Annotated in this window: 17 protein-coding genes, 2 pseudogenes and 1 riboswitch; of the genes and pseudogenes, 11 read left to right on the top strand and 8 right to left on the bottom strand. The window is 74.4% G+C overall.

Annotation, left to right across the window (positions count from 1 at the left end; genetic code table 11):
* Window positions 1-492 precede the first annotated feature (492 nt).
* The 3 genes from AB0D66_RS32115 (at window position 493) to AB0D66_RS32105 (ending at window position 3536) form a co-directional block, all read left to right on the top strand.
* Window positions 493-1443 carry an N-acetylmuramoyl-L-alanine amidase gene (locus AB0D66_RS32115; RefSeq protein WP_362310728.1) on the top strand — a complete coding sequence of 317 codons (951 nt, stop codon included), beginning with the start codon at window positions 493-495 and terminating at the stop codon, window positions 1441-1443.
* A gap of 151 nt (window positions 1444-1594) precedes the next feature.
* Complete coding sequence (locus AB0D66_RS32110) at window positions 1595-2410, top strand: hypothetical protein (RefSeq protein WP_362310727.1); 816 nt, start codon at window positions 1595-1597, stop codon at window positions 2408-2410.
* Between the two features lie 112 nt (window positions 2411-2522).
* The gene (locus AB0D66_RS32105) at window positions 2523-3536 is read left to right on the top strand and encodes an LLM class F420-dependent oxidoreductase (protein WP_362310726.1); all 1014 of its coding nucleotides are present in this window, start codon (window positions 2523-2525) and stop codon (window positions 3534-3536) included.
* A gap of 29 nt (window positions 3537-3565) precedes the next feature.
* On the opposite strand, the gene AB0D66_RS32100 is transcribed toward AB0D66_RS32105, so the two are convergent.
* Both AB0D66_RS32100 and AB0D66_RS32095 read right to left on the bottom strand, forming a co-directional pair.
* Window positions 3566-4009, bottom strand: a complete 444-nt coding sequence (locus AB0D66_RS32100; protein ID WP_362310725.1) for a hypothetical protein — start codon at window positions 4007-4009, stop codon at window positions 3566-3568.
* 41 nt (window positions 4010-4050) lie between these two features.
* Entirely contained in the window at window positions 4051-4677 is a 627-nt protein-coding gene (locus tag AB0D66_RS32095) for a hypothetical protein (RefSeq protein WP_362310729.1), read from the bottom strand.
* Between the two features lie 139 nt (window positions 4678-4816).
* Here AB0D66_RS32095 and AB0D66_RS32090 point away from each other — a divergent pair, with 139 nt between their 5' ends.
* Window positions 4817-5119 carry a hypothetical protein gene (locus AB0D66_RS32090; RefSeq protein ID WP_069920118.1) on the top strand — a complete coding sequence of 101 codons (303 nt, stop codon included), beginning with the start codon at window positions 4817-4819 and terminating at the stop codon, window positions 5117-5119.
* Here the strand turns inward: AB0D66_RS32090 and AB0D66_RS32085 are convergent, their stop codons facing one another.
* Genes AB0D66_RS32085 through AB0D66_RS32075 form a run of 3 tightly spaced genes read right to left on the bottom strand, consistent with a single transcriptional unit; the run spans window position 5120 to window position 8317 of the window.
* Complete coding sequence (locus AB0D66_RS32085) at window positions 5120-6202, bottom strand: prenyltransferase (protein WP_362310724.1); 1083 nt, start codon at window positions 6200-6202, stop codon at window positions 5120-5122.
* Window positions 6199-6942: a class I SAM-dependent methyltransferase gene (locus AB0D66_RS32080; protein ID WP_361767723.1), complete on the bottom strand. Its 744-nt coding sequence runs from the start codon at window positions 6940-6942 to the stop codon at window positions 6199-6201. Before AB0D66_RS32080 ends, AB0D66_RS32085 begins: the two co-directional genes overlap by 4 nt.
* A gap of 58 nt (window positions 6943-7000) precedes the next feature.
* Window positions 7001-8317, bottom strand: coding sequence for a glycosyltransferase family 4 protein (locus tag AB0D66_RS32075; protein ID WP_362310723.1), 1317 nt, complete (start codon window positions 8315-8317; stop codon window positions 7001-7003).
* Between the two features lie 226 nt (window positions 8318-8543).
* Between AB0D66_RS32075 and AB0D66_RS32070 the strand changes: the two genes are divergently transcribed.
* Window positions 8544-9179, top strand: coding sequence for a TetR family transcriptional regulator (locus AB0D66_RS32070; RefSeq protein WP_362310722.1), 636 nt, complete (start codon window positions 8544-8546; stop codon window positions 9177-9179).
* A gap of 31 nt (window positions 9180-9210) precedes the next feature.
* Here the strand turns inward: AB0D66_RS32070 and AB0D66_RS32065 are convergent, their stop codons facing one another.
* From AB0D66_RS32065 to AB0D66_RS32055, 3 genes are all read right to left on the bottom strand, one after another.
* On the bottom strand, window positions 9211-10320 hold the full coding sequence (locus tag AB0D66_RS32065; protein ID WP_362310721.1) for an acyltransferase: 1110 nt from the start codon (window positions 10318-10320) through the stop codon (window positions 9211-9213).
* Window positions 10321-10808: 488 nt separating this feature from the next.
* Complete coding sequence (locus AB0D66_RS32060) at window positions 10809-11042, bottom strand: ferredoxin (protein ID WP_362310720.1); 234 nt, start codon at window positions 11040-11042, stop codon at window positions 10809-10811.
* Window positions 11042-12505: an aldehyde dehydrogenase gene (locus AB0D66_RS32055; protein ID WP_362310719.1), complete on the bottom strand. Its 1464-nt coding sequence runs from the start codon at window positions 12503-12505 to the stop codon at window positions 11042-11044. The genes AB0D66_RS32060 and AB0D66_RS32055 overlap by 1 nt, the downstream gene beginning before the upstream one ends.
* A 192-nt stretch (window positions 12506-12697) precedes the next feature.
* Here AB0D66_RS32055 and AB0D66_RS32050 point away from each other — a divergent pair, with 192 nt between their 5' ends.
* From AB0D66_RS32050 to AB0D66_RS32025, 6 genes and pseudogenes are all read left to right on the top strand, one after another.
* Window positions 12698-13984, top strand: coding sequence for an MBL fold metallo-hydrolase (locus AB0D66_RS32050; protein WP_362310718.1), 1287 nt, complete (start codon window positions 12698-12700; stop codon window positions 13982-13984).
* A gap of 72 nt (window positions 13985-14056) precedes the next feature.
* A riboswitch (cobalamin riboswitch) is annotated at window positions 14057-14138 on the top strand.
* Window positions 14139-14267: 129 nt separating this feature from the next.
* Window positions 14268-15521, top strand: coding sequence for a prenyltransferase/squalene oxidase repeat-containing protein (locus AB0D66_RS32045; protein ID WP_362310717.1), 1254 nt, complete (start codon window positions 14268-14270; stop codon window positions 15519-15521).
* Window positions 15521-16177 carry an SCO2322 family protein gene (locus AB0D66_RS32040; protein ID WP_362310716.1) on the top strand — a complete coding sequence of 219 codons (657 nt, stop codon included), beginning with the start codon at window positions 15521-15523 and terminating at the stop codon, window positions 16175-16177. Before AB0D66_RS32045 ends, AB0D66_RS32040 begins: the two co-directional genes overlap by 1 nt.
* Window positions 16178-16974: 797 nt before the next feature.
* Window positions 16975-18048, top strand: a pseudogene (locus AB0D66_RS32035) (energy-coupling factor transporter transmembrane component T); the annotation flags it as partial.
* Window positions 18045-20480, top strand: a pseudogene (locus tag AB0D66_RS32030) (ATP-binding cassette domain-containing protein); the annotation flags it as partial. The pseudogenes AB0D66_RS32035 and AB0D66_RS32030, both read left to right, overlap by 4 nt.
* Window positions 20481-20605: 125 nt before the next feature.
* Entirely contained in the window at window positions 20606-21574 is a 969-nt protein-coding gene (locus tag AB0D66_RS32025) for an ECF transporter S component (RefSeq protein ID WP_362310715.1), read from the top strand.
* Window positions 21575-21627: the final 53 nt, after the last annotated feature.

Raw genomic sequence — 21627 nt, 5'->3', positions numbered from 1 at the left:
GCCCAGCGGCCGGGACACGGCTTGGTGCGCGAGCCGAGGAGACGCCCCGGAGGGACCCCGCGCACAGCCCGACAGACCGATCCCGCCCAGGGGACCACCCGGGACACGCCCGGCAAGCCGATCCCGCTGAGGGGGACAACCCCAGCCCCGCCGGCGATTGAGGCGAACGGGCCGCGGCCCCACAAGCCGACCCCGCCCAGGGGGACAACCCCAGCCCCGCCGGCGATTGAGGCGAACGGGCCGCGGCCCCACAGGCCGACCCCGCCCAGGGGGACAAACCCAGCCCCGCCGGCGATTGAGGCGAACGGGCCGCGGCCCCGCAAGCCGACCCCGCCCAGGGGGACAAACCCAGCCCCGCCGGCGATTGAGGCGAAAGAGCAACGGGCCCCCGGGCACGGGACCGCACCCCCAGCCGGCCAGGCGTATAAGCACACCACGCCCCCGAACGGCCCACTCCGACCCCCCCGCGGCACCGCGGTCTAGCATCGCGGCGTGCGCAACGACGACAGCCCCCCACGCCCCGAAGCCACCGCCGCGTCGGCCGGGCCGGACCACCGGCCCTGGTTCACGCGCCGCTCCACCCTCGTCATCGCGGCCGCCGCCCTGGCACCGACCGCCCTGGCCGGCTGGGTCCTGACCCAGGTGCTGACCGGAGCCGGGCCCGACGGCCGCGACGCCAAGCCGGCGGCCGCACCGAAGCCCGCGGCCGCCGCCACGGCCACCGCAACCCCCGCCCCCACGACCGCCCCCACGACCGCCCCCGCCAAGGGCCCCCTGTCCGGCCGGACCGTAGTCATCGACCCCGGCCACAACACCGGCAACTTCGACCACACCGACGAGATCGACCAGAAGGTCGACATCGGCACCAACCGCAAGGAATGCGACACCACCGGCACCACCACCAACTCCGGCTACATGGAGGCGGAGTTCACCCTCGACGTCTCCCAGCGCCTGCGGACCGCGCTGGAGGCGACCGGCGCCAAGGTGGTCCTCACCCACGAGGCCGACCGCCCCTGGGGCCCCTGCATCAACGAGCGCGCCCGCATCGGCAACGAGGCCAAGGCCGATGCCGTCGTCTCCGTCCACGCCGACGGCGTCTCCTCCGGCAGCCGCGGCTACCACATCATCCTCCCCGCCAAGGTCAAGGGCGGCGCCGCCGACACCTCGGCCATCGTCGAGCCCTCCCGCCGGCTCGGCGAGCGCATCGCGTCCAACTTCGCCCGGACCACCGGCTCCTCCCCCGCCAACTACCTCGGCGGCGGCACCGGCTTGGTCGTCCGCGACGACCTCGGTGGACTGAACCTGTCAACTCAGCCCAAGGTGTTCATCGAATGCGGCAACATGCGTGACGCCAAGGACGCGGCGCAACTGACGAGTCCGGACTGGCGGCAGAAGGCGGCCCAGGGCATCGCCGACGGCATCGTAGGCTTCCTCGGCGGGTAGTCCCCTCGGGAGTCCCGGATCGGGACTGCTCGCAGCCCCGATCCGCTCGGCCGCGGGACACTCCGTACCATGGTGCCGCCCGCCCCGCTCCAGGCACGTTCTGCGACCGCGGCACCACGAGACGACCGAGACCGAGAAGGACACCTAAGACGTGAACATCCGCTCCCTCACTCGAGGCGACGGCGTGGTGATCGGAGCAGCGGTGCTGCTGTTCATCGCCTCGTTCCTCGATTTCTACTCCACCACCGGTGGCGACCTCCCGAGCGCGTGGGACACCGACTCCTACCGCCTGGTGCTCCCCAGCGTCTTCCTGATCGGCTTCATCGCCGCCGGCCTGCTGATCGCCGGCCGCTTCCAGCCCGAGAGCCGCAAGGTGCTGGGCCTGCCGCTGGCGGCGTGGGGCACCGTGCTCGCCGTCTCGGCCGCCTGGTCCGCGCTGTGGGCGCTGATCACCTGCCCGAGCCAGATCGACCTCGGCGCGGGCTCGATCATCGCCTTCCTCGCCACCCTGGCCCTGGCCGGCGTCGCCCTCTTCGGCGCCAAGGTCCCGGCGCTCGCCGGCGCCCTGATGCCGGAGCCGAAGCCCGCCGCCGTCCCGCCCTACGGCGGCCAGCCGCAGCCGGGCGCCGGATACGGCTACCCGGGCGGGCAGCAGCCGCAGCCCTACGGCTCCACCCCGCAGCCGGCCCCGCCGTACGGCGGCACCCCGACGCCGGCGCCGACGCCGACCCCGGCTCCGCAGGAGGCCGCCCCGGCTCCCGCCGCCGACTTCACCCCGTTCTGGTTCGCGGTCCCGGTGGCCCGCCCCCTCTTCGCCGAGGACGGCTCCCCCACCCCGATCGCCGAACTGGCCCCGGGCACCTGGTACCTGGCCGTCGAGCAGCGCGGCGCCGCCACCCTGATCGCCCAGACCCAGGACGGGCGCCGCGGCGTCCTGAACGACACCTCGGGCATCCAGCGCGGCTGAGCTCCCACCGCGTCGGCGTTTTCGGCAACGGCCCCCCGCCCTTCCGGGCGGGGGGCCGTTGCCCTACAGTCACCTGACGCACCGTCAGGACTGTAGCGCCGGAGGGGACCGCATGCGCCTCGGACTCGCACTCGGCTACTGGGGCCGCGGCCCCGGCCGCGACCACCTCGACCTCGCCACCGAGGCCGAGAACCTCGGCTACCACTCGGTGTGGACCGCCGAGGCCTGGGGCTCGGACGCCTTCACCCCGCTCACCTGGATCGCCGCGCACACCTCGCGGATCCGGCTCGGCACGGCCATCGCGCAGATGGCCGCCCGCTCCCCCACCGCCACCGCCATGCACGCCCTCACCCTGGACCACCTCTCGGGCGGCCGGATGATGCTGGGCCTGGGCCTGTCCGGCCCGCAGGTCGTCGAGGGCTGGTACGGGCGCCCCTTCCCCTCCAGCCCGCTCACCGCCACCCGCGAGTACGTCGACGTCATCCGGCAGGTGCTGCGCCGCGAGGGGCCCGTCGCCCTCGAGGGCCGCTTCCACCAGCACCCGTACCGCGGGCAGGACGGCACCGGCATCGGCAAGGCCCTCAAGCCCATCACCCACCCGCTCCGCGCGGACCTGCCCCTGCTGCTCGGCGCGGAGGGCCCCAAGAACATCGCCCAGACCACCCGGATCGCGGACGGCTGGCTCCCCCTGTACTGGTCGCCGAGCCGCACCGACGTCTACCAGGCCTCGCTGGCCGACCTCCCCGACGGGTTCATGATCGCCCCGATGGCCCGGGCCAAGGTCTGCGACGACGTCGCCGAGGGGCTGCTCCCCGTCAAGGCGATGCTCGGCTTCTACATCGGCGGCATGGGCCACGCGGCACGCAACTTCCACGCCGACCTGATGGCGCGGATGGGGTACGAGGAGGAGGCCCGCCGGATCCAGGAGCTGTTCCTCGCCGGCCGCAAGGAGGAGGCGGTGCTCGCCGTCCCGGACGCGTTCGCCGACGAGATCTCGCTGATCGGCCCCCGCGAGCGGATCGCGGAGCGCCTCGAAGTGTGGCGCAAGGGGCCGGTCACCGACCTGCTCCTGACCGCCCCGGACCCGCACACCCTGCGCGTCCTGGCGGAGCTCAACGGCCGGTAGGAGCCGTACCCAGGCCCCGCACGGACCCTCTAGGACTCCCCGGCTCCCCCGGCTTCCCCGGCTTCCCCGGCTTCCCCGGCTTCCCCGCCGTCCCCGGTCCGCGCCACCGCCGCCAGCAGCTCGCGCAGGTCCAGCGGCATGACGGCGATCTCCATCGTCCCGCCGCCCTCGTAGGCGCAGCTGACGATCCGCGAGCCGGGGTTGATGGACATGCCCTCCTTCACGGAAGGCGCCCGCACCCCGGTGGCCCGGCCACCGGGCAGGAGTACGGGCTCGCCGCGCTGCGGGACCCAGCGGGCCGCGGCCTCGTCGGCGTAGACGCGGCCCGGCCGCCACCGGCCCTGGCCGGCGGGCTGCCGGGCCATGCAGGGGATGCCGGGCACGGGGCCGGCGGCCGTCCGCGCGAGGTGCTTGCGCCGCAGGAGCCAGCCGGCTCCTGCGGCGGCGAGGACGACCACCACGATCTCGATCACGCGACCATTGAAACAGGCGCCGGGCCTTTGGCCGCTCCGGTCTATCCGCCCAGCTGGGAGACGCTCGGCACCTGGTCGGTCACCGGGGCGCCCGCACCCTTGCCGGCTTCCTTCACCCCGCTGATGACGTTGTTGAAGGCGTCGATGTCGGCGTCGCCCGCCTCGCCCTTGCGGAGCTTGCTGCCGAGGCCCTTGAGGGACTCGATGCCCGCCGTCAGCGGGACCATCGCCTTCGACAGCAGCGGGTCGCCCTTGGCGTTCTCGGCCGCCGCCTTCAGCCGGTTGTACGCGAAGGCACCCGCGAGTCCGGCCTTGATGAGGGCGAACGTACGGCCCTTGGCGCCCTTCTTGAACTTGCCCGCCTTGTACGGCTTGATGATCCACTGGTAGGTCGCCCCGGCCGCGAGCCCGGCGTTGGCGACGAAGCGCGTCTTGGCGAACTTCTGCTTCTCGGCCGTCGTGCTCGGCGAGGGCGTCGGGGCGGCCGCCTCGTCGGCTTCGGCCGCGGCCGGCAGCGCCGCCGCGAGCGCGGCCAGCTCGTCGGCCTGCGCCACCGAGACCACGTCCTGCGCCTGGGATCCGCTGCTGCCGCCGCTGCCGCTGCCACAGGCGGTCCCACCGGCCAGCAGCGCGGTGGACAGGAGCACCGCCGTGAACGCGCGGCGGATGCGGACGGTGGTACGGCGAACGGCCACGGTTTCCTCCGGGGATGAGGGGTCCCGAGCAGCCTCGCCCCGGCCCCCCGCCCCCGCCACCCGGGGCGGCCCGTTCGGGTTTACGCCGCCCCTACGCGGCAACACGCTTGACATGAGCACTCACACGCGAGCACGTACCAGGGGAAGCAGTCAGGCAGGACGGGCCGTCGCGCTGGTGGCCGACGTGCTCGCCTTCATCATCGGCCTCTGGATCCTCCTCTACCTCCTGGACGCCAACCAGGGCAACGGCCTCGTCGACTTCATCCACGACGCCGCGAGCTGGCTGGCCGCCTGGTCCTACGACCTGTTCACCTTCAGCAAGGAATGGGTCCAGGTCGTCGTCGGCTACGGCATCGCCGCCGTCGCCTACCTCCTCATCGGCCACGCCGTCGCCGGGTGGCTCTACCGCCGCTGATCAGGCACAGCAGTCGGGCTCCAGCCCCGCCGGGAGCGAGGCCCCGCCGAACACCTCGGTGGTGGCCTCGTCCCCGCCCAGGGCCGCGACGGCGAGCAGCAGCGAGCCGGCGGTCCAGGTGGTCTGCTCGACCGGCCACACCGCCTGGTCCTGGAACACGTACCCCGTCCAGTACATGCCGTTGTCGGCGCGCAGGTGCGTGATCGAGCGCAGGATCTCCAGCGCCCGGTCCGACTCGCCCGTCGCCCACAGGGCGAGCGCCAGCTCGCAGGACTCGCCGCCCGTGACCCACGGGTTCGGCAGGACGCAGCGCACGCCGAGGTCCGCCACCACGAACTCGTCCCAGCGTTCCTCGATGCGCGCCTTGGCCTCGGGTCCGCTCAGGGCCCCGCCGAGGACGGGGTAGTACCAGTCCATCGAGTAGTGGTTCTTGTCGAGGAAGCGCTCCGGGTGGCGGCGGATGGCGTGGCGCAGCGCGCCCGCCGCGAGTTCCCAGCCGGGCTGCGGCTCCTCGCGGTGCTCGGCGATGGCCAGCGCGCAGCGCAGTGCCTGGTGGATGGAGGAGGAGCCGGTCAGCAGGGCGTCCGTGACGGGCGTGCCGTCGGCCTCCCGCTTCCAGCCGATCTCGCCGCCGGGCTGCTGGAGGGTGAGCACGCACTCCACGGCCGCGTGGACGGCGGGCCACATCCGGTCCAGGAAGGCGTCGTCGCCGGTGGACAGGTAGTGGTGCCAGACGCCGACGGCTATGTAGGCCGTGAAGTTGCTCTCCCGGCTCGCGTCCTGCGGCTCGGCGGTGTCCACGCCCTCCGGCCGGTCTGCGTAGGCCGCGTACCAGGAGCCGTCCTGGTTCTGGTGGCGGGCCAGCCACGCGTACGCCCGCTCGGCGGCCTCGTGTTCACCGGCCGCGTCCAGGGCCATCGCGGCCTCGGTGTGGTCCCACGGGTCGAGGTGGTGGCCGCGGAACCAGGGTATGGCCCCGTCGGCGCGCTGCGCCGCGCGTATCCCGGCCACGGTCTGGGCCGCCTGCTCCGCCGTCAGCACCCCGTCCAGGACGAGGTGTTCGGTGCGCCCGGGCGAGCTCACTTCGTGTCGCCGTCGGGGAGGACCGGAAGGTGCGGCTTGGTCGCGTACGCCACGAAGCTCTTGCCGATGACCGGGTTGAGGGCCTGCTCCGCGAGGCGGGTGAGCGCGGGCTTCTTCATGATGTCCCAGACCAGGAGCTTGTGGTACGCCTTGACGGGCAGCGCCTTGTCGTTGTCCACGCCGAAGGCGCACTTGAGCCACCAGTACGGGGAGTGCAGCCCGTGCGCGTGGTGGGTGCCGTAGGGCTTGAGGCCGGCGGCCTCCATCTTGCCGAGCAGCTCGTCCGCCTTGTAGATGCGGATGTGGCCGCCCTCGACCTCGTGGTAGGCGTCGGAGAGCGCCCAGCAGACCTTCTCCGGGCCGTAGCGCGGCACGGTGACGGCGATGCGCCCGCCGGGCTTGAGGACGCGGACCATCTCGGCGAGGACGCCCTTGTCGTCGGGGATGTGCTCCATCACCTCGGAGATGATGACGACGTCGAAGGACTCGTCGGGGAAGGGCAGCGCGAGCGCGTCGCCCTCCATGGCGGTGGCGGTGGCGCCCGCCGGGGCCTCACCGGCCTCCTTCATCGCGGCGAACCACTTGGCGACCTCGCGGATCTCCTCGCCGTTGCGGTCGACGGCGACCACCTGGGCGCCTCTCCGGTAGCACTCGAAGGCGTGCCGGCCTGCGCCACAGCCCAGATCGAGCACACGGTCGCCTGCGGCGAGCGGGAACCGGGAGAAATCGACGGTCAGCACGGGGTCCTGCCTTCGCGGTCGCGGGGGTGGTGAGGAGGGGGCGGAGTGGGGTGGGACGTCACCGCGGGCGGCGGGTGCGGGCGGCTGCCTGCTCGATGGCGGCCCGGTAGTGCGCGGCGGTGCCCTCGGCGGCCTTGGCCCAGGTGAAGCGGCTCAGGACCCGTTCGCGTCCGGCGGCGCCGAGGCGGGCGCGCAGCTCCGGGTCGCCCAGCAGCCGGCCGAGTGCGGCGGCCAGGGCTCCGGCGTCGCCGGGGGGCACCGCGAGGCAGGTCTCCCCGTCGGGTCCGGCGACCTCGGGGATCGCGCCGCCGGTGGTGGCGACGAGCGGGGTGCCGGTGGCCATGGCCTCGGCCGCCGGGAGCGAGAAGCCCTCGTAGAGGGAGGGCACGCAGGCGACCTGGGCGCTGCGGACGAGGTCGACGAGTTCGGCGTCGGTGACGCCCTTGACGAAGCGCACCGCGTCACCCAGCCCGTACGTCTCGATGGCGCGGGCGACCGGCCCCTTCTCGGCGCGCTTGCCGACGACGACGAGGTGGGCGTCGGGCTGCTCGGTGCGCAGCTTGGCGAGGGCCTCGACGAGGTGGACGAGCCCCTTGAGCGGGACGTCGGCGCTGGAGGTGGTGACGATGCGGCCGGGCACCTCGGCCACGGAGGCGTCCGGCGACCACAGCGCGGTGTCGGCGCCGATGTGCACGACGTGGATGCGCTCGTCGCGGACGCCCAGGTGCTGGGAGATCTCCTGCCGGGAGGAGCCGGAGACGGTGAGCACGGAGGGCAGCCGGCGGGCGACGCGGCCCTGCATGCGGGTGAAGCCGTACCAACGGCGCACGGAGAGCCGCTTCTTGCGGTCCTTCGCGGCGTCGAGGTCGAGCTGCCGGTCGACGGTGATGGGGTGGTGGATGGTGGTGACCAGCGGCGCGCCGAGGTCGCCCAGCAGCCCGTAGCCCAGGGTCTGGTTGTCGTGGATGACGTCGAACTCGCCCGCGCGGGCGGCTAGGTGGCGCCGGGCCCGCAGGGAGAAGGTCAGCGGCTCGGGGAAGCCGCCGGTCCACATGGTGGCGACCTCGAGGGCGTCGATCCAGTCCCGGTACTCGTCGCGCTTCGGGGTGCGGAAGGGGTCGGGGCTGCGGTACAGGTCGAGGCTCGGCAGCTCGGTGAGGGTGGCACCGGTGTCGAGCACCGGATAGGGCTGCGCGCCGATGACCTCGACGCAGTGGCCCAGCTTCACGAGCTCGCGCGAGAGGTGGCGGACGTAGACCCCCTGACCGCCGCAGAACGGGTTCCCCTTGTAGGTGAGGAGCGCGATGCGCAACGGGCGGTCGCCGTCGGTGGCGGAACCCGCGAAAGGGCTCGTCACGATGGCCTCAGCGGTCACTCTCGGCCCCCTTCTCCCTGCAACTTTCGCCGGAGCGTAACCGCTCGGATAATGTAGAACAAGTTTCAGACTTGATCCGTCGAAGACCATTGAATCTACCGGCCGGAAACTACACCGTAAGAGGCGGAGCAGGTGATTCGCGCCACGGCTCCGGCGCCTGCCATGCTGGCCCCCGATCGGCCCGGAATCAGCGCGCGCGACGACACGGAACGGGACAACGGGACAGATGACAGCGGAAGTGAAGGCCGTGACCACACCGGCGTCGCCTCCCCTGACGGAGCGCCAGGAGGCGCGCCGCCGCCGGATCCTGCACGCCAGCGCCCAGCTGGCCAGCCGGGGCGGCTTCGACGCGGTCCAGATGCGCGAGGTCGCGGAGTCCTCCAGCGTGGCGCTCGGCACCCTCTACCGCTACTTCCCGTCCAAGGTGCACCTGCTGGTCGCCACCATGCAGGACCAGCTCCAGCACATGCACACCACGCTGCGCAAGCGCCCGCCGGCCGGCGACGACCCGGCGGCGCGGGTCGCGGAGACCCTGATGCGGGCCTTCAGGGCCCTCCAGCGCGAACCGCACCTGGCCGACGCCATGGTCAGGGCCCTCACCTTCGCGGACCGCAGCGTGAGCCCCGAGGTGGACACGGTCTCCCGGCTGACCACCGCGATCATCCTGGACGCGATGGGCCTGGACGCCCCGCCGACCGCCGAACAGCTCTCGGCGGTCCGCGTCATCGAGCACACCTGGCACTCGGCCCTGATCACCTGGCTCTCGGGCCGCGCCTCGATCGCCCAGGTCAAGATCGACATCGAGACGGTCTGCCGCCTCATCGACCTGACGGCCCCGCCCCCCACCCCGGAAAAGTCCTGAACCCGCCGCTGGGGGCGGGCTGGGCCGGCGCCTATACGGCCTCGTTGTGCGGTCGTTCGGCCTGCGGGGCCATCAGGCGGCGCAGCAGCCGGGTGAGCGGTCGCTCCACCACGCGGTGCAGCAGCCAGGCGAGAAGCACCATCGCCGCGGTCACCCCGACCAGGGTCGGCCAGGCACCCCACTGCTCGTTCCACCGCCAGATCACCCGCACGCCCAGCGACTGGTGCACCAGGTAGAGCGGGTACGAGATCGCTCCCGCGACCGGCAGCCAGCGCCACTGGATCCGGTCCAGCTTGCCGAGCGCGACCAGTCCCATCACCACGTACATGACGGTGATCGCGGCCAGGCAGACCTTCCAGTTGATGCCGTGCCCCTCCCAGGCCATGACCGCCGGGAGCCGGTGCTGCATCAGCAGCCAGGACAGCGCCAGCAGGCCCAGGGTCTCGGCCTCGAACCGGCCCGCACGGCGGACCAGGTAGAAGACGATCCCGGCGATGAAGAAGGGCGCCCACTGGGGCACCAGGAGCTGGTCGAGCAGCGGAATGCCCGACGCCGGCGCCAGGACCGAGCCCAGCGCCCAGACCCAGCAGAAATTCGCGACCCGGCGGTAGCTCGTGCCCAGCAGGACGACCAGCGAGAAGACCAGGTAGAACCGCAGCTCGACCCAGAGCGTCCAGTAGACGGTGTCCACGTGGCTCACACCGAGGGGCTCGTGCAGCATCGTGAGGTTCGTGAGCATCTGGCCGACGGTGACCCTCGGCTCGCCGGGCGTCTGCGGGCCCAGACGGGCGGCCACCGAGGAGAGCGCGACCGCCGCCCAGTAGAGCGGGAACAGCCGCAGGACCCGGCCCTGCCAGAACTGCTGAAGCGATTTGCCCCAGCCGGACATGCAGATGACGAACCCGCTGATCATGAAGAAGAAGACCACGCCCAGCCAGCCGAACGCCGCTATGCGGTGCAGCGCGGGAAACAGCTCGACCGCAGTGCGCTGCCAGGGGATCGTCCCCGAGCCAGCCAGGTAGTGGAACAGCACCACCGACAACGCCGCAAGCAGCCGCAGCCCGTCCAGCACGGCGATGCGCGGCGCCCGCCCGGCCCCGCCCGCACCGCGCCGACCAGACCTGCCGACCCGCAGCAACACCCGGCGGCGCGAGGCAGGGTCGGGAGCTCCCTGTGGTGCCCCAGCGGCCACCGGGACACGGTCCCCGGCAAGGACGGACCTGTCGGACATGACACCTCTGGGATTCCTGCGGTGTCACGACACCGGTACGCGTTCATGGGGATGGAGACCCCTGATCGTAACGTTGGCCGTGCGCTCCCGGGATTCGGGCCGGCTGCCGGGCCGGAGGGGAGCCGGGCGCCTGCGTGCGCTTCACCACGGCTTCACCTCAAGGATGGAAGCCGCAACCGCTGCATGTGGGTCCCTTGGCAGACGGCCGGCAACGATGCCGTCGTCAAGCAGTACGACTGCGACTCCAGGTACGCCGACCAGCAATGGAAGCTCTGACACCACCGTGGAAGCCACCCCCCGACGCACGACGGGGGGTGGCTAGGGGCACTGGGGGCCGTCTCGGCCACCGCGGCACGGCGGAACCGGAGCACACGTCGTGCCGTCGTGCGGTTGCGGGCCTACTCCTCCGGCGGGAAGACCGGTTCGCCCGTCTCGGCCAGGGTGATCGTGATCGCCTCGACCGGGCAGCCCTCCGCCGCCGTCAGGATCGGCTCGTTCGCGTCCGACTGCGGGGTGCGGGGGTGGGACTGGCGGGCCGAGTCGAGGACGAAGCCCTCCGGGGCGTGGTTGACGCACATGCCCGAGCCGATGCAGACGCCCCGGTCCACCTCGACCTGCCAGCGATCGCCCATCAGGCACCCGCCTCGTAGCCCGCGGGCAGGTGGATCATCTTGTGCTCCAGGTACTCGCTCAGGCCCTCGGGGCCGAACTCCCGGCCCAGGCCGCTGTTCTTGTAGCCGCCGAAGGGGCCCAGCATGTCCAGGCTGAAGGTGTTCACGTTGAAGGTGCCGGTGCGGATCTGCCGGGCGAAGCCGATGCCGTGGTCCACGTCGGCCGTCCAGACGCTGCCGCTCAGGCCGAACTCCGAGTCGTTGGCCACCCGTACCGCCTCCGCCTCCTCCCCGTACGGGATCAGGCAGACGACCGGGCCGAAGATCTCCTCGCGCGCGATCCGCATGGAGTTGTCCACGTCCCCGAACAGGGTGGGCTCCACGTACCAGCCGCGGTCCAGGCCCGCCGGGCGCCCGCCGCCCGCCAGTACCTTCGCGCCCTCCTCCTGGCCGATCCGGATGTAGTCCAGGGACCGCTGCTGCTGGCGCCGGGCGACGAGCGGGCCGAGCTGTGTGGCCGGGTCCAGCGGGTCGCCGACGACCAGGGCGCCGGCCGCCGCCGCGAGGGCCTCGGCCGCCTCCTCGTACCGGCTGCGCGGGACGAGGATCCGGGTCTGCGCCACGCACGCCTGCCCGTTGTTCATCCAGGCCGCGGGCACGATCCCGGCCACCGCGGCCTCCAGGTCCGCGTCCGGCAGGATCACCGCGGCCGACTTGCCGCCGAGTTCCAGGGTGACCCGGGTCAGGTTGCGCGCGGCCACCTCCATCACGCGCCTGCCCGCGGCGACCGATCCGGTGAAGGCGACCTTGTCGATGCCGGGGTGGCCGACCAGGTACTCGCTGACCTCCCGGTCGGCGGGCAGGATCGACAGCACGCCCTCCGGCACCCCGGCCTCGCGCGCGATGTCGGCGAGGATGTAGGAGTCGAGCGGGGCCTCCGGGGACGGCTTCAGGATGACGGTGGAGCCGCTGAGCAGCGCGGGGGCGAGCTTGGCCGCCGCCACGAACTGCGGCACGTTCCACGGGATGACGGCCGCGACGACCCCGACCGGCTCGCGGCGCACCAGGATCGGGCCGAGGGCGCCCTGGCGGTGCTCCTCGTACGGGTAGGCGCGCGCGACGGTGATCGCGGCGTCGTAGACCATCATCGGGCCGAGCGCCTGGGCGAGGACGCTCCAGGAGTACGGGGACCCGTTCTGGGAGCTGATCGAGCGGGCGATCTCCTCGTGCCGGACGGCTATGGCGTCCTTGATCCGGGAGACGACGGCGATGCGCTCCTCGAGGCTCATCCGCGGCCAGGGGCCCTCGTCGAAGGCCCGGCGGGCGGCCGCCACGGCGCGGTCCACGTCCCCCTCGGAGGCGTGCGGGACGGAGCCGATGACCTGCTCGGTGTGGGGGGAGACGATCCGGATCGTGTCGGTGCCCAGCGGATCCGTCCATTCCCCGCCGATGAACAGTTGTCCGTGTTCCACGAGCTCGGTCATGGCTGAGGCCTCCTGCGGCTTGGCGTTGCAGAACTGATACCAGTTCTAGTTAGAGGAGTCCACGGCCAGGACGGAACCGCCCGCGGGGAGGCCCGGAAGATCCAACGACTAGTCAGGAGCACCTGAAAGTGGTCGACTTGGGCTACTACTGGAACAGGTTCTTGTTGGTGGGACGAGCGGGCAGGGGATCTCATGTCGAGCGACGAGGCGCAGGAGACGAACGAGACGCGGGGGGCGGGGGGAACGCAGGAGGCGGGGGACGCCGGGCAGGCGCGGAAGGCCGGACAGGCGCGGAAGGTACGGGACGCCGGGCAGGCGCGGGACACCGGGCAGGCGCGGGAGTCGGGCCCGGCACCCGGGCAGGCGCGGAAGGTACGGGACGCCGGGCAGGCGCGGGAGTCGGGCCCGGCATCCGGGCGCCCCGCACCGGACACGCCCCCCGTCACCGACCACGGCGGAGGAGTGTGGGCGATCAAGGTGCCCATCCCCGACAACCCCCTCGGCCACACCCTCGTCCACGTCCTCGACACCGACCGCGGCCCGGTCCTCGTCGACACCGGCTGGGACGACCCCGCCTCCTGGGACACCCTCACCGCCGGCCTCGGCACCCTCGGCATCGCCGTCGCCGACGTCCACGGCGTCGTCATCACCCACCACCACCCCGACCACCACGGCCTGTCCGGCCAGGTCCGCGAGGCCTCCGGCGCCTGGATCGCCATGCACGCCGCCGACACCGAGGTCGTCGTACGCACCCGGGCCGCCGAGCCCGGCGTGTGGTTCGACTACATGAGCGAGAAGCTCGCGGCCGCCGGAGCCCCCGAGGAGCACGTCGCCCCGCTGCGCGCCGCCCGCGCGAGCGGCCGCCTGCGCACCCTGCCCGGCCTGCACGCCGCCGTCCCCGACCGGGAGATCGTCCCCGCCGAGCTGCTCCCCCTCGCCGGACGCCGACTGCGCGCCATCTGGACCCCCGGCCACACCCCCGGCCACGTCTGCCTGCACCTGGAGGAGGCGCACCCGGCGAACCTCCCCGGCAACGGCCGCCTCTTCTCCGGCGACCACCTGCTGCCCGGCATCTCCCCGCACATCGGCCTGTACGAGGCCCCCGACGAGAACGGCGTCACCCGCGTCACCGACCCCCTCGGCGACTACCTCGACTCCCTCGAACGCATCGGCCGCCTCGACCCCGCCGAGGTCCTCCCGGCCCACCAGCACGCCTTCACCGACGCCCCCGCCCGCGTACGCGAACTCCTCGACCACCACGAGGAGCGGCTGACAGGCCTGTGGGCACTGCTGGCCGAACCGCTGACCCCGTGGGGACTGGCGGAGCGGATGGAATGGAACCGGCCCTGGGAGCAGATCCCGTACGGCTCACGCAACATCGCCGTCTCCGAAGCCGAGGCCCACCTGCGGCGATTGGTGAAACAGGGCCGCGCGGAGGCGGTCCCGGGCAGCGACCCGGTGACGTACCGCGCGCTGTAGCCCCGGGCCGGTGTCCGGGGCCCGCACGCTACGGGCCGGTAGAGTGAACCCGTCGTCCACACTTCCGTACGGGGGAAAGCCGGTGCGAATCCGGCACTGACCCGCAACCGTGACCCGCCCCGGCCGAGCCCGGCGGCGGGAAGTCGGAACGCCCCGTCCCGGAGGTGCGCGGCTCGTGCCGCCGGGTCCCCCGGCGGCCGGCACCGTCGAGGTATACGGAGCCGGAGCCCGGTGCCTGAGCGTGCCTGCCTCCAGCTCCCCAGCAGGAGAGGCACCCGCCCCCATGAACGTCCGCCGCAGCGCCGCCGCGCTCGCCGCCTCCGCCGTGCTCTGTGTGGGCGCCGCCCCCGCAGCCCTCGCCGACACCGCGCCGCCCGCCTCCCCCTCCGCGCCGCCGGTCATCCCCTCCGGCCTGTTCGGCAAGAACGACCCGACGTACGACGGCGTGTGGCGGCAGTCCTTCGCGCTGCTCGCGCAGCACACCGTCGGCCTCAAGCCCGCCCCGCAGGCCGTCGACTGGCTGCTGGGCCAGCAGTGCGCGAACGGCGGCTTCGCCTCCTTCCGCGCGGAGGCGGGCACGGCCTGCGCGGAGACGACCATGTTCGACACCAACGCCACCGCGGCGGCCGTGCAGGCGCTGAAGGCCCTCGGCGGCCAGGACGCGGCCGTCACCAAGGCCGTGGGCTGGCTCAAGTCCGTCCAGAACGAGGACGGCGGCTGGGCGTACGTACCCGGCTCGCCCAGCGAGGCCAACTCCACCGCCCTGGTGATCAGCGCCCTCGCCGTGGCCGGCGAGAAGCCCGCCGAGGTGAAGTCGAAGGCCGGCAAGTCGGCGTACGAGGGGCTGCTCCCCTTCCAGCTGGGCTGCTCCGCCGAGCCGGCCGCCGACCGGGGCGCGTTCGCCTACCAGCCGGTCGACGGCAAGCTGCTCGCGAACGCCGACGCCACGGCCGCGGCGACCCTGGCCGGCCTCGGCAAGGGCGCGGCCGTCGTGCCGTCCACCACGGACACCCCGGCGGCCGCGCTGGTCTGCCCGGCGGCCGGCGCCGCTGACCCGGCGGCCGCCGCCCAGGGCGCAGCCGGCTACCTGGCCGAGGTCCTCAAGAAGGACGGCCACCTGACGGCCGTGACCCCGGGCGCGGACCAGCCGACGCCGGACACCGGCAACACCGCCGACGCGGTGATCGCCCTGGCCGCGGCCGGGCACAAGCAGTCGGCGGCGGGCGCGCTGGAGTGGCTCAAGTCCCATTCGGCGGAGTGGTCGAAGGGCAGCCCGGCGGGCCTCGGCACGCTGATCCTGGCCGCGCACGCCACCGGCACCGACCCGAAGTCCTTCGGCGGCACCGACCTGGTCGCGGCGCTGAACGCGACGGGCCCGGCGCCGCAGGGCACGGACACCTCCGCGACGACGGTGGACAGCGAGAAGGACAAGCCGTCCGGCGGCCAGAGCGTGTGGTGGATCATCGGCGCGGGCGCCGCGGCCGGCGTCGGCATCGGCATCCTGCTGAGCGGTCGCCGCAAGAAGAACCAGCTCTGATGCGCCGCCGCCGTCTCCTTCCCCTCGCCCTCGCCTTCGGCGTCGTCCTGGCCGTGCTGGCGGCCGGGCCGGCGCTGGCCGCGAGCTACCGCTACTGGTCGTTCTGGGACGGCGCGGGCGGTACGTGGGCGTACGCCACCGTCGGGCCCTCGATGGCCCGCCCGGCGGACGGCTCCGTGCAGGGCTTCCGCTTCGCGGTGAGCAAGGACGCGGCGGCGGAGGCGGCGCGGCCGCGGGCGGCGGCGGACTTCACGGCGATCTGCGGGGCGACCCCGGCGGCCGAGGGCAGGAAGCGGGTGGCCCTGGTCATCGACTTCGGCCTCCCCGAGGACACCCCGCCGGACGAGGCCGCGCCGCAGGCGCAGCCCCGCACGGCCTGCGCCCAGGTGGCCCCCGAGGCCACGGCGGCCGAGGCCCTGGCCTCGGTCGCGAAGCCGCTGCGCTACAACAGCGCGGCCCTGCTGTGCGGGGTCTCGGGCTTCCCGAAGCAGGGCTGCGGCGAACCCCTCCCGGACACCCCGCCCGCCTCTCCCCGCCCGAAGGCCGAGGCCGACGCCGGCGACGGCGGCCCGTCGGCAGGCCTCCTGGCAGGCATCGCGGCGGTGGCCGCCCTGGCCGCGGCCGGCCTCTGGCAATCCCGCCGCCGCACCCGATGACCACCCCCACCCCCCACAACCCGCCCCCCGCCGACGCCACACCCCCCACCCCCGACCGAGCGACCGCCGAAGGCGTGGCACCCACACCGGACCGAGGGATCGCCGAAGGCGTGGCCCCCACGCCCGACCGAGCACCCGCCGAAGGCGTGGCACCCACGGCTGATCGAGCGCCCGCCGAAGGCGTGGCTCCCACCGACGACCGGACGGCCACCGACGGCGAGGCCCCCACCGACGACCGACGGGCCACCGACGGCGAGGCCCCCACCGACGACCGACGGGCCGCCGACGGCGACGGCGAGGCGGACGCCGACGGCGGGCCGGCCGCCGACGGCGAAGCAGACGCCGGCGACCGGACGGACACCCACGGCGGGACGGCCGCCGACGGCGCCCAGCCGCCCACCGGGGCCACCCGCACCCGGACGACGACCCGCACGGGTGGTGCGGGTGGGTACCCCGCCCGGCCGCAGGCCGGGCGCACCCCCACCGGCGCCGAACCCGGCGCCGCACCCCCGCCCGAACCGAGCCGACCCCCCGGGCCCGCACCCGGCGACGCGACCCCGCCCGAACCGAGCCGACCCCCCGAGCCCGCCCCCAGCGACGCGACCCCACCCGAACCGAGCCGACCCACCAGGCCCGCCCCCAGCGACCCCACCCCACCCCGGCGGAGCCGACCCGCCGGGCCCGCCCCCACCGCACCCGCACCCACCCCCGCGACCCGGCCCCCGCGGAGCCGCCCCGCGGCGCCGGATCCCGCGCACGGGCCGTCGTACGAAAAATGGCGGACCCCGCACGCCAGCCGGGCCACGGCCCTGCACGCGGGTGCCTGGTGGCTCTGGGCCCTCGGCCTGGCCACCGCCGCCTCGCGCACGACCAACCCCCTCCTCCTCGGCCTGATCGTCGGCGTGGCCGGCTACGTCGTCGCGGCCCGCCGCACGAGCGCCCCCTGGGCCCGTTCCTACGGCGCCTTCCTCAAGCTCGGCCTGTTCGTCATCGGCCTGCGCCTCCTCTTCTCCATGCTCCTCGGCTCCCCCATCCCCGGCTCGCACACCCTGTTCACCCTCCCGGAGGTCCCGCTCCCCGCCTGGGCCCAGGGCATCCGCTTCGGCGGCCGGGTCACCGCCGAGCAGCTGGTCTTCGCCTTCTACGACGGCGCGAAGCTCGCCGCCCTACTCGTCTGCGTCGGCGCCGCGAACGCCCTCGCCAACCCGGCCCGGCTGCTGAAATCCCTCCCGGCCGCCCTGTACGAGGCCGGGGTCGCCGTCGTCGTCGCGATGACCTTCGCGCCGAACATGGTCGCCGACGTGGTCCGCCTGCGGACCGCCCGCCGCCTGCGCGGGCGCCCCACCGGCGGGATCAAGGCCATCCTCCAGATCGGGCTGCCGGTGCTGGAGGGCGCCCTCGAGCGCTCCGTCGCCACCGCCGCGTCGATGGACGCGCGGGGCTACGGCCGTACCGCGCAGGTCCCGCCCGCCGTCCGGCACACCACCAACGTCCTCACCCTCGGCGGCCTGCTCGGCATGTGCGCCGGCACGTACGGGCTGCTCGCCGCCGAGGGCGCGGTGTACGGCCTGCCCGTCCTCCTCATCGGCCTGGTCCTGGCCCTGGCGGGGTTGCGCCTGGGCGGCCGCCGGTCCGTCCGCACCCGCTACCGGCCCGACCGCTGGGGCCCGCGCGCCTGGCTGGTCTCCGGATCGGGTGCGGCCGTCGCCGCGCTCATCGTCCACGCGGGCACCGTCGACCCCGCGTCCCTGCACCCGGGCGTGGTCCCGCTGGTCGCGCCCGCGCTCCCGCTCTGGCCGGCGGCCGCGGTCCTGATCGGCCTGCTGCCCGCGTTCGTGGCACCCGTACCGCCCAAGGAGGCGTCCCCGTGATCCGGTTCGAACAGGTCTCGGTGACCTACGAGGGAGCGGCCCGGCCCTCGCTCCAGGGCGTCGACCTGGTGATCCCGGAAGGCGAGCTGACCCTCCTCGTCGGCCCATCGGGTGTCGGCAAGTCGACTTTGCTGGGTGCCGTCTCCGGGCTGGTCCCCCACTTCACCGGGGGCAGGCTGCGGGGGCGGGTCACGGTCGCGGGCCGTGACACGCGCACGCACAAGCCGCGGGAGCTCGCGGACGTGGTCGGCACGGTCGGCCAGGATCCGCTCGCGCACTTCGTGACGGACGTGGTCGAGGACGAGCTGGCGTACGGCATGGAGTCCCTCGGGCTCCCGCCCGCGGTGATGCGCCGCCGGGTCGAGGAGACCCTGGACCTGCTCGGCCTGAACGAGCTGCGCGACCGCCCGATCGCCACCCTGTCCGGGGGGCAGCAGCAGCGGGTCGCGATCGGCTCGGTCCTGACCCCGCATCCGAGGGTCCTCGTCCTGGACGAGCCCACCTCCGCGCTCGACCCGGCAGCCGCGGAGGAGGTCCTGGCGGTGCTCCAGCGGCTGGTCCACGACCTCGGGACGACGGTCCTGATGGCGGAGCACCGCCTGGAGCGGGTGGTCCAGTACGCCGACCAGGTGCTGCTCCTGCCGTCCCCGGGCGCGGCGCCGGTGCTGGGCACGCCGTCGGAGGTCATGGCCGTCTCCCCGGTCCACCCGCCGGTGGTGGCTCTGGGCCGCCTGGCGGGCTGGTCCCCCCTCCCCCTCTCCATCCGCGACGCCCGCCGCAAGGCCACCCCCCTCCGAACCCGCCTGACGGCCACCCCTGGCAACCAGAACACGCCTACGGCGGGCGACCCGGCTGCGGCCGGTGCCCTGGCTGCGGCGGGTGCCCCGGCTGCGGCTACGGCCGATGGCCCGGCTGCACGGGCGGCCGGCGCCCCGGCTGCGGCTACGGCCGATGGCCCGGCTGCACGGGCGGCCGATGGCCCGGCTGCGGCTACGGCCGATGGCTCTGCTGCACGGGCGGCCGATGGCCCGGCTGCGCATGTGGCCGATGGCCCGGCTGCACGGGCGGCGGGTGGCCCGGCTGCGCCTGCGGCCGATGGCTCTGCTGCACGGGCGGCCGATGGCCCGGCTGCGCCCTCGGCTGCGGAGCACCCCGCGCCCCTCCTGTCCGCCCCGGCCCGCGCCGCCGCTTCCCAGGGCTCCGCCCCGGACCCCGCGCCTCAAACGCCGACGGGGCTGGAATCGCCCTCCGGGCCCTCCACCCCCCAAGCGGCACCCGACGCACGGCCGCAGTCACATCCAGCCCCGCCGGCGTTTGAGGCGCGGGTCCGGGCAGAGCCCGGTTTCGGGAAGGGGCGGGGTGGGGAAAGCCGCCCGCAGGGCCCCCACCCCACCCCGGGGCCGACCCCGCACCCAAGCACGCCCGCACCCACCCCGGGGCCGACCCCGCACCCAGCCACCGCCGACGCCCGCCCGCAACCCCGCCACACCCCGCCGACACCCCAGGCGCAGGGCCCCGAGGGCCGAGCCCCCGACCACAACGCCTCCCAGCACCCCACCCCGCCGACACCCGAGCCGCGAGACTCCGACCGCCGAGCCCCTGGCCGGGCCGCCGCCGGGCTGCTCGCCCGGCTGCTCCGGCGCGCCAAGCCGACCCCCGAACCGGCCCCGGACTCGGCCCCGCCCGCACCCCCCGGCCCGACCGTAGCCGCGGCCCGCGGCCTAGGCGTCCGCCGCACCCGCACCGAAGTGCTCCGCGACATCGACCTCACCGTCGCCCGGGGCGAAACCATCGCCCTCATGGGCCGCAACGGCGCCGGCAAGTCCACCCTCCTCGCCGCCCTCACCGGCACCCTCGCCCCCGCCACCGGCACCGTCACAGTCGCCGGCGCCATCCCCCACAAGACCGCCCCCGCCCAGATGGTCCGCCGCGTCGGCCTCGTCCCGCAGGAGCCCCGCGACCTCCTGTACGCCGACACGGTGGCGGCCGAGTGCGCCGCGGCCGACTCCGACGCCGCCGCACCCCCCGGCACCTGCCGGGACCTGGTCCGCGCCCTGCTCCCGGACGTCCCCGACGACACCCACCCCCGGGACCTCTCGGAGGGCCAGCGCCTGGCCCTGGCCCTGGCGCTGGTCCTGACCGGACGCCCGGCCCTGCTCCTCCTCGACGAGCCGACCCGCGGCCTGGACTACGCGGCCAAGGTCCGCCTGATCGAGATCCTGCGGGCGCTCGCGGCCGAGGGGCACGCCCTCGTGCTGGCCACGCACGACGTGGAGCTGGCCGCCGAGCTGGCCCACCGCGTGGTGATCCTGGCCGGCGGGGAGATCGTCGCGGACGGCCCGACCGCCGAGGTCGTCGTCTCCTCCCCCGCCTTCGCACCCCAGGTCGCGAAGATCCTGGCCCCCGGCCACTGGCTCACGGTGAGCCAGGTCGCGGCGGCCCTGGCATCCGAGGCCCCGGGGACGGCCCCCGCGGCTCCCGCGGCCCCCACGACCCAAACCCCCTCGAGCCAAACCACCTCGACCCCCGAACCCCCGGCCCCCGGGACGGCCCCCGCATGAGCCGCACAGCGACCCACCCGGACCGCCCGACCCACCCGGACCGCCCGACCCGCCCGACCCACCCCGACCGCCCCGACCGCCCCGACCGCCCCGTCCGCCCCGTCCGCATCGGCCCCCGCGCCGCCGCGGCCCTGGTCCTCGTCACCCTCATCGGCATCGCCGCCTTCGGCTGGCCGCTGCTCGCCGACCGGCAGTCTGGTCTCGCCCACTCCCAGGACGCCCCCTGGCTCTTCGCCGCGCTGCTGCCGCTGCTCGTCGCCGTGGTCGTCGCGACCATCGCCGACGACGGCATGGACGCCAAGGCGGTGGCGATGCTCGGCGTGCTGGCCGCCGTCGGGGCGGCGCTGCGGCCGCTGGGCGCGGGCACGGCCGGCCTGGAGCCCATGTTCTTCCTGATGGTGCTCAGCGGCCGCGTCCTCGGCCCCGGCTTCGGCTTCGTACTCGGCTCGGTGACGATGTTCGCGTCCGCCCTGCTGACCGGCGGGGTCGGGCCGTGGATGCCGTTCCAGATGCTGGCCATGGGCTGGTTCGCGCTGGGCGCCGGGCTGCTGCCGGGCGCGGAGCGGCTCCGGGGCCGGGCGGAGCTCTGGATGCTGGCGGTGTACGGCTTCGCGGGCTCGTTCGCGTACGGCACGGTCATGAACCTGCAGGGCTGGGTGATCCTGCAGGGCATGGGGCAGGGCATCTCGTTCCACCCGGGCGAGCCGGTCGCGGCGAACCTGGCGCGCTTCGTCGCGTACTGCCTGGCGACCTCGGTGGGCTGGGACCTGGGCCGGGCGGCGCTGACCGTCGTCCTGACCCTCACCCTCGGCGGCACGCTGCTGCGCGCGCTGCGCAGGGCGACTCGCAAAGCAGCGTTCGATGCGCCCGTCACCTTCGATTCGGGGGCGGGGAGTGGCCCGGACCACACCGACAAAAGGCACGAATCGACCACAGAAGGTGACATTCCGGCGCCTCGGCGGTGACCCGCCCCACAGGACCTAGGTCACATACGAACCGGGATAGTGGTCCCAGAAGG

It is taken from the genome of Streptomyces sp. NPDC048270, from assembly GCF_040652335.1.
GTDB lineage: Bacteria > Actinomycetota > Actinomycetes > Streptomycetales > Streptomycetaceae > Streptomyces.
Note: the sequence above shows the minus strand (reverse complement) of the source record. Positions and strands in the feature narration are given on the sequence as shown.

Excerpts from the sequence above, each read along its gene's own strand:
- AB0D66_RS32070 (WP_362310722.1), top strand. The coding sequence starts at position 8,544 with ATGACAGCGGAAGTGAAGGCCGTGACCACACCGGCGTCGCCTCCCCTG.
- AB0D66_RS32040 (WP_362310716.1), top strand. The coding sequence starts at position 15,521 with ATGCGCCGCCGCCGTCTCCTTCCCCTCGCCCTCGCCTTCGGCGTCGTC.
- AB0D66_RS32105 (WP_362310726.1), top strand. The coding sequence starts at position 2,523 with ATGCGCCTCGGACTCGCACTCGGCTACTGGGGCCGCGGCCCCGGCCGC.
- AB0D66_RS32025 (WP_362310715.1), top strand. The coding sequence starts at position 20,606 with ATGAGCCGCACAGCGACCCACCCGGACCGCCCGACCCACCCGGACCGC.
- AB0D66_RS32055 (WP_362310719.1), bottom strand. The coding sequence starts at position 12,505 with ATGACCGAGCTCGTGGAACACGGACAACTGTTCATCGGCGGGGAATGG.
- AB0D66_RS32090 (WP_069920118.1), top strand. The coding sequence starts at position 4,817 with ATGAGCACTCACACGCGAGCACGTACCAGGGGAAGCAGTCAGGCAGGA.
- AB0D66_RS32045 (WP_362310717.1), top strand. The coding sequence starts at position 14,268 with ATGAACGTCCGCCGCAGCGCCGCCGCGCTCGCCGCCTCCGCCGTGCTC.
- AB0D66_RS32050 (WP_362310718.1), top strand. The coding sequence starts at position 12,698 with ATGTCGAGCGACGAGGCGCAGGAGACGAACGAGACGCGGGGGGCGGGG.
- AB0D66_RS32060 (WP_362310720.1), bottom strand. The coding sequence starts at position 11,042 with ATGGGCGATCGCTGGCAGGTCGAGGTGGACCGGGGCGTCTGCATCGGC.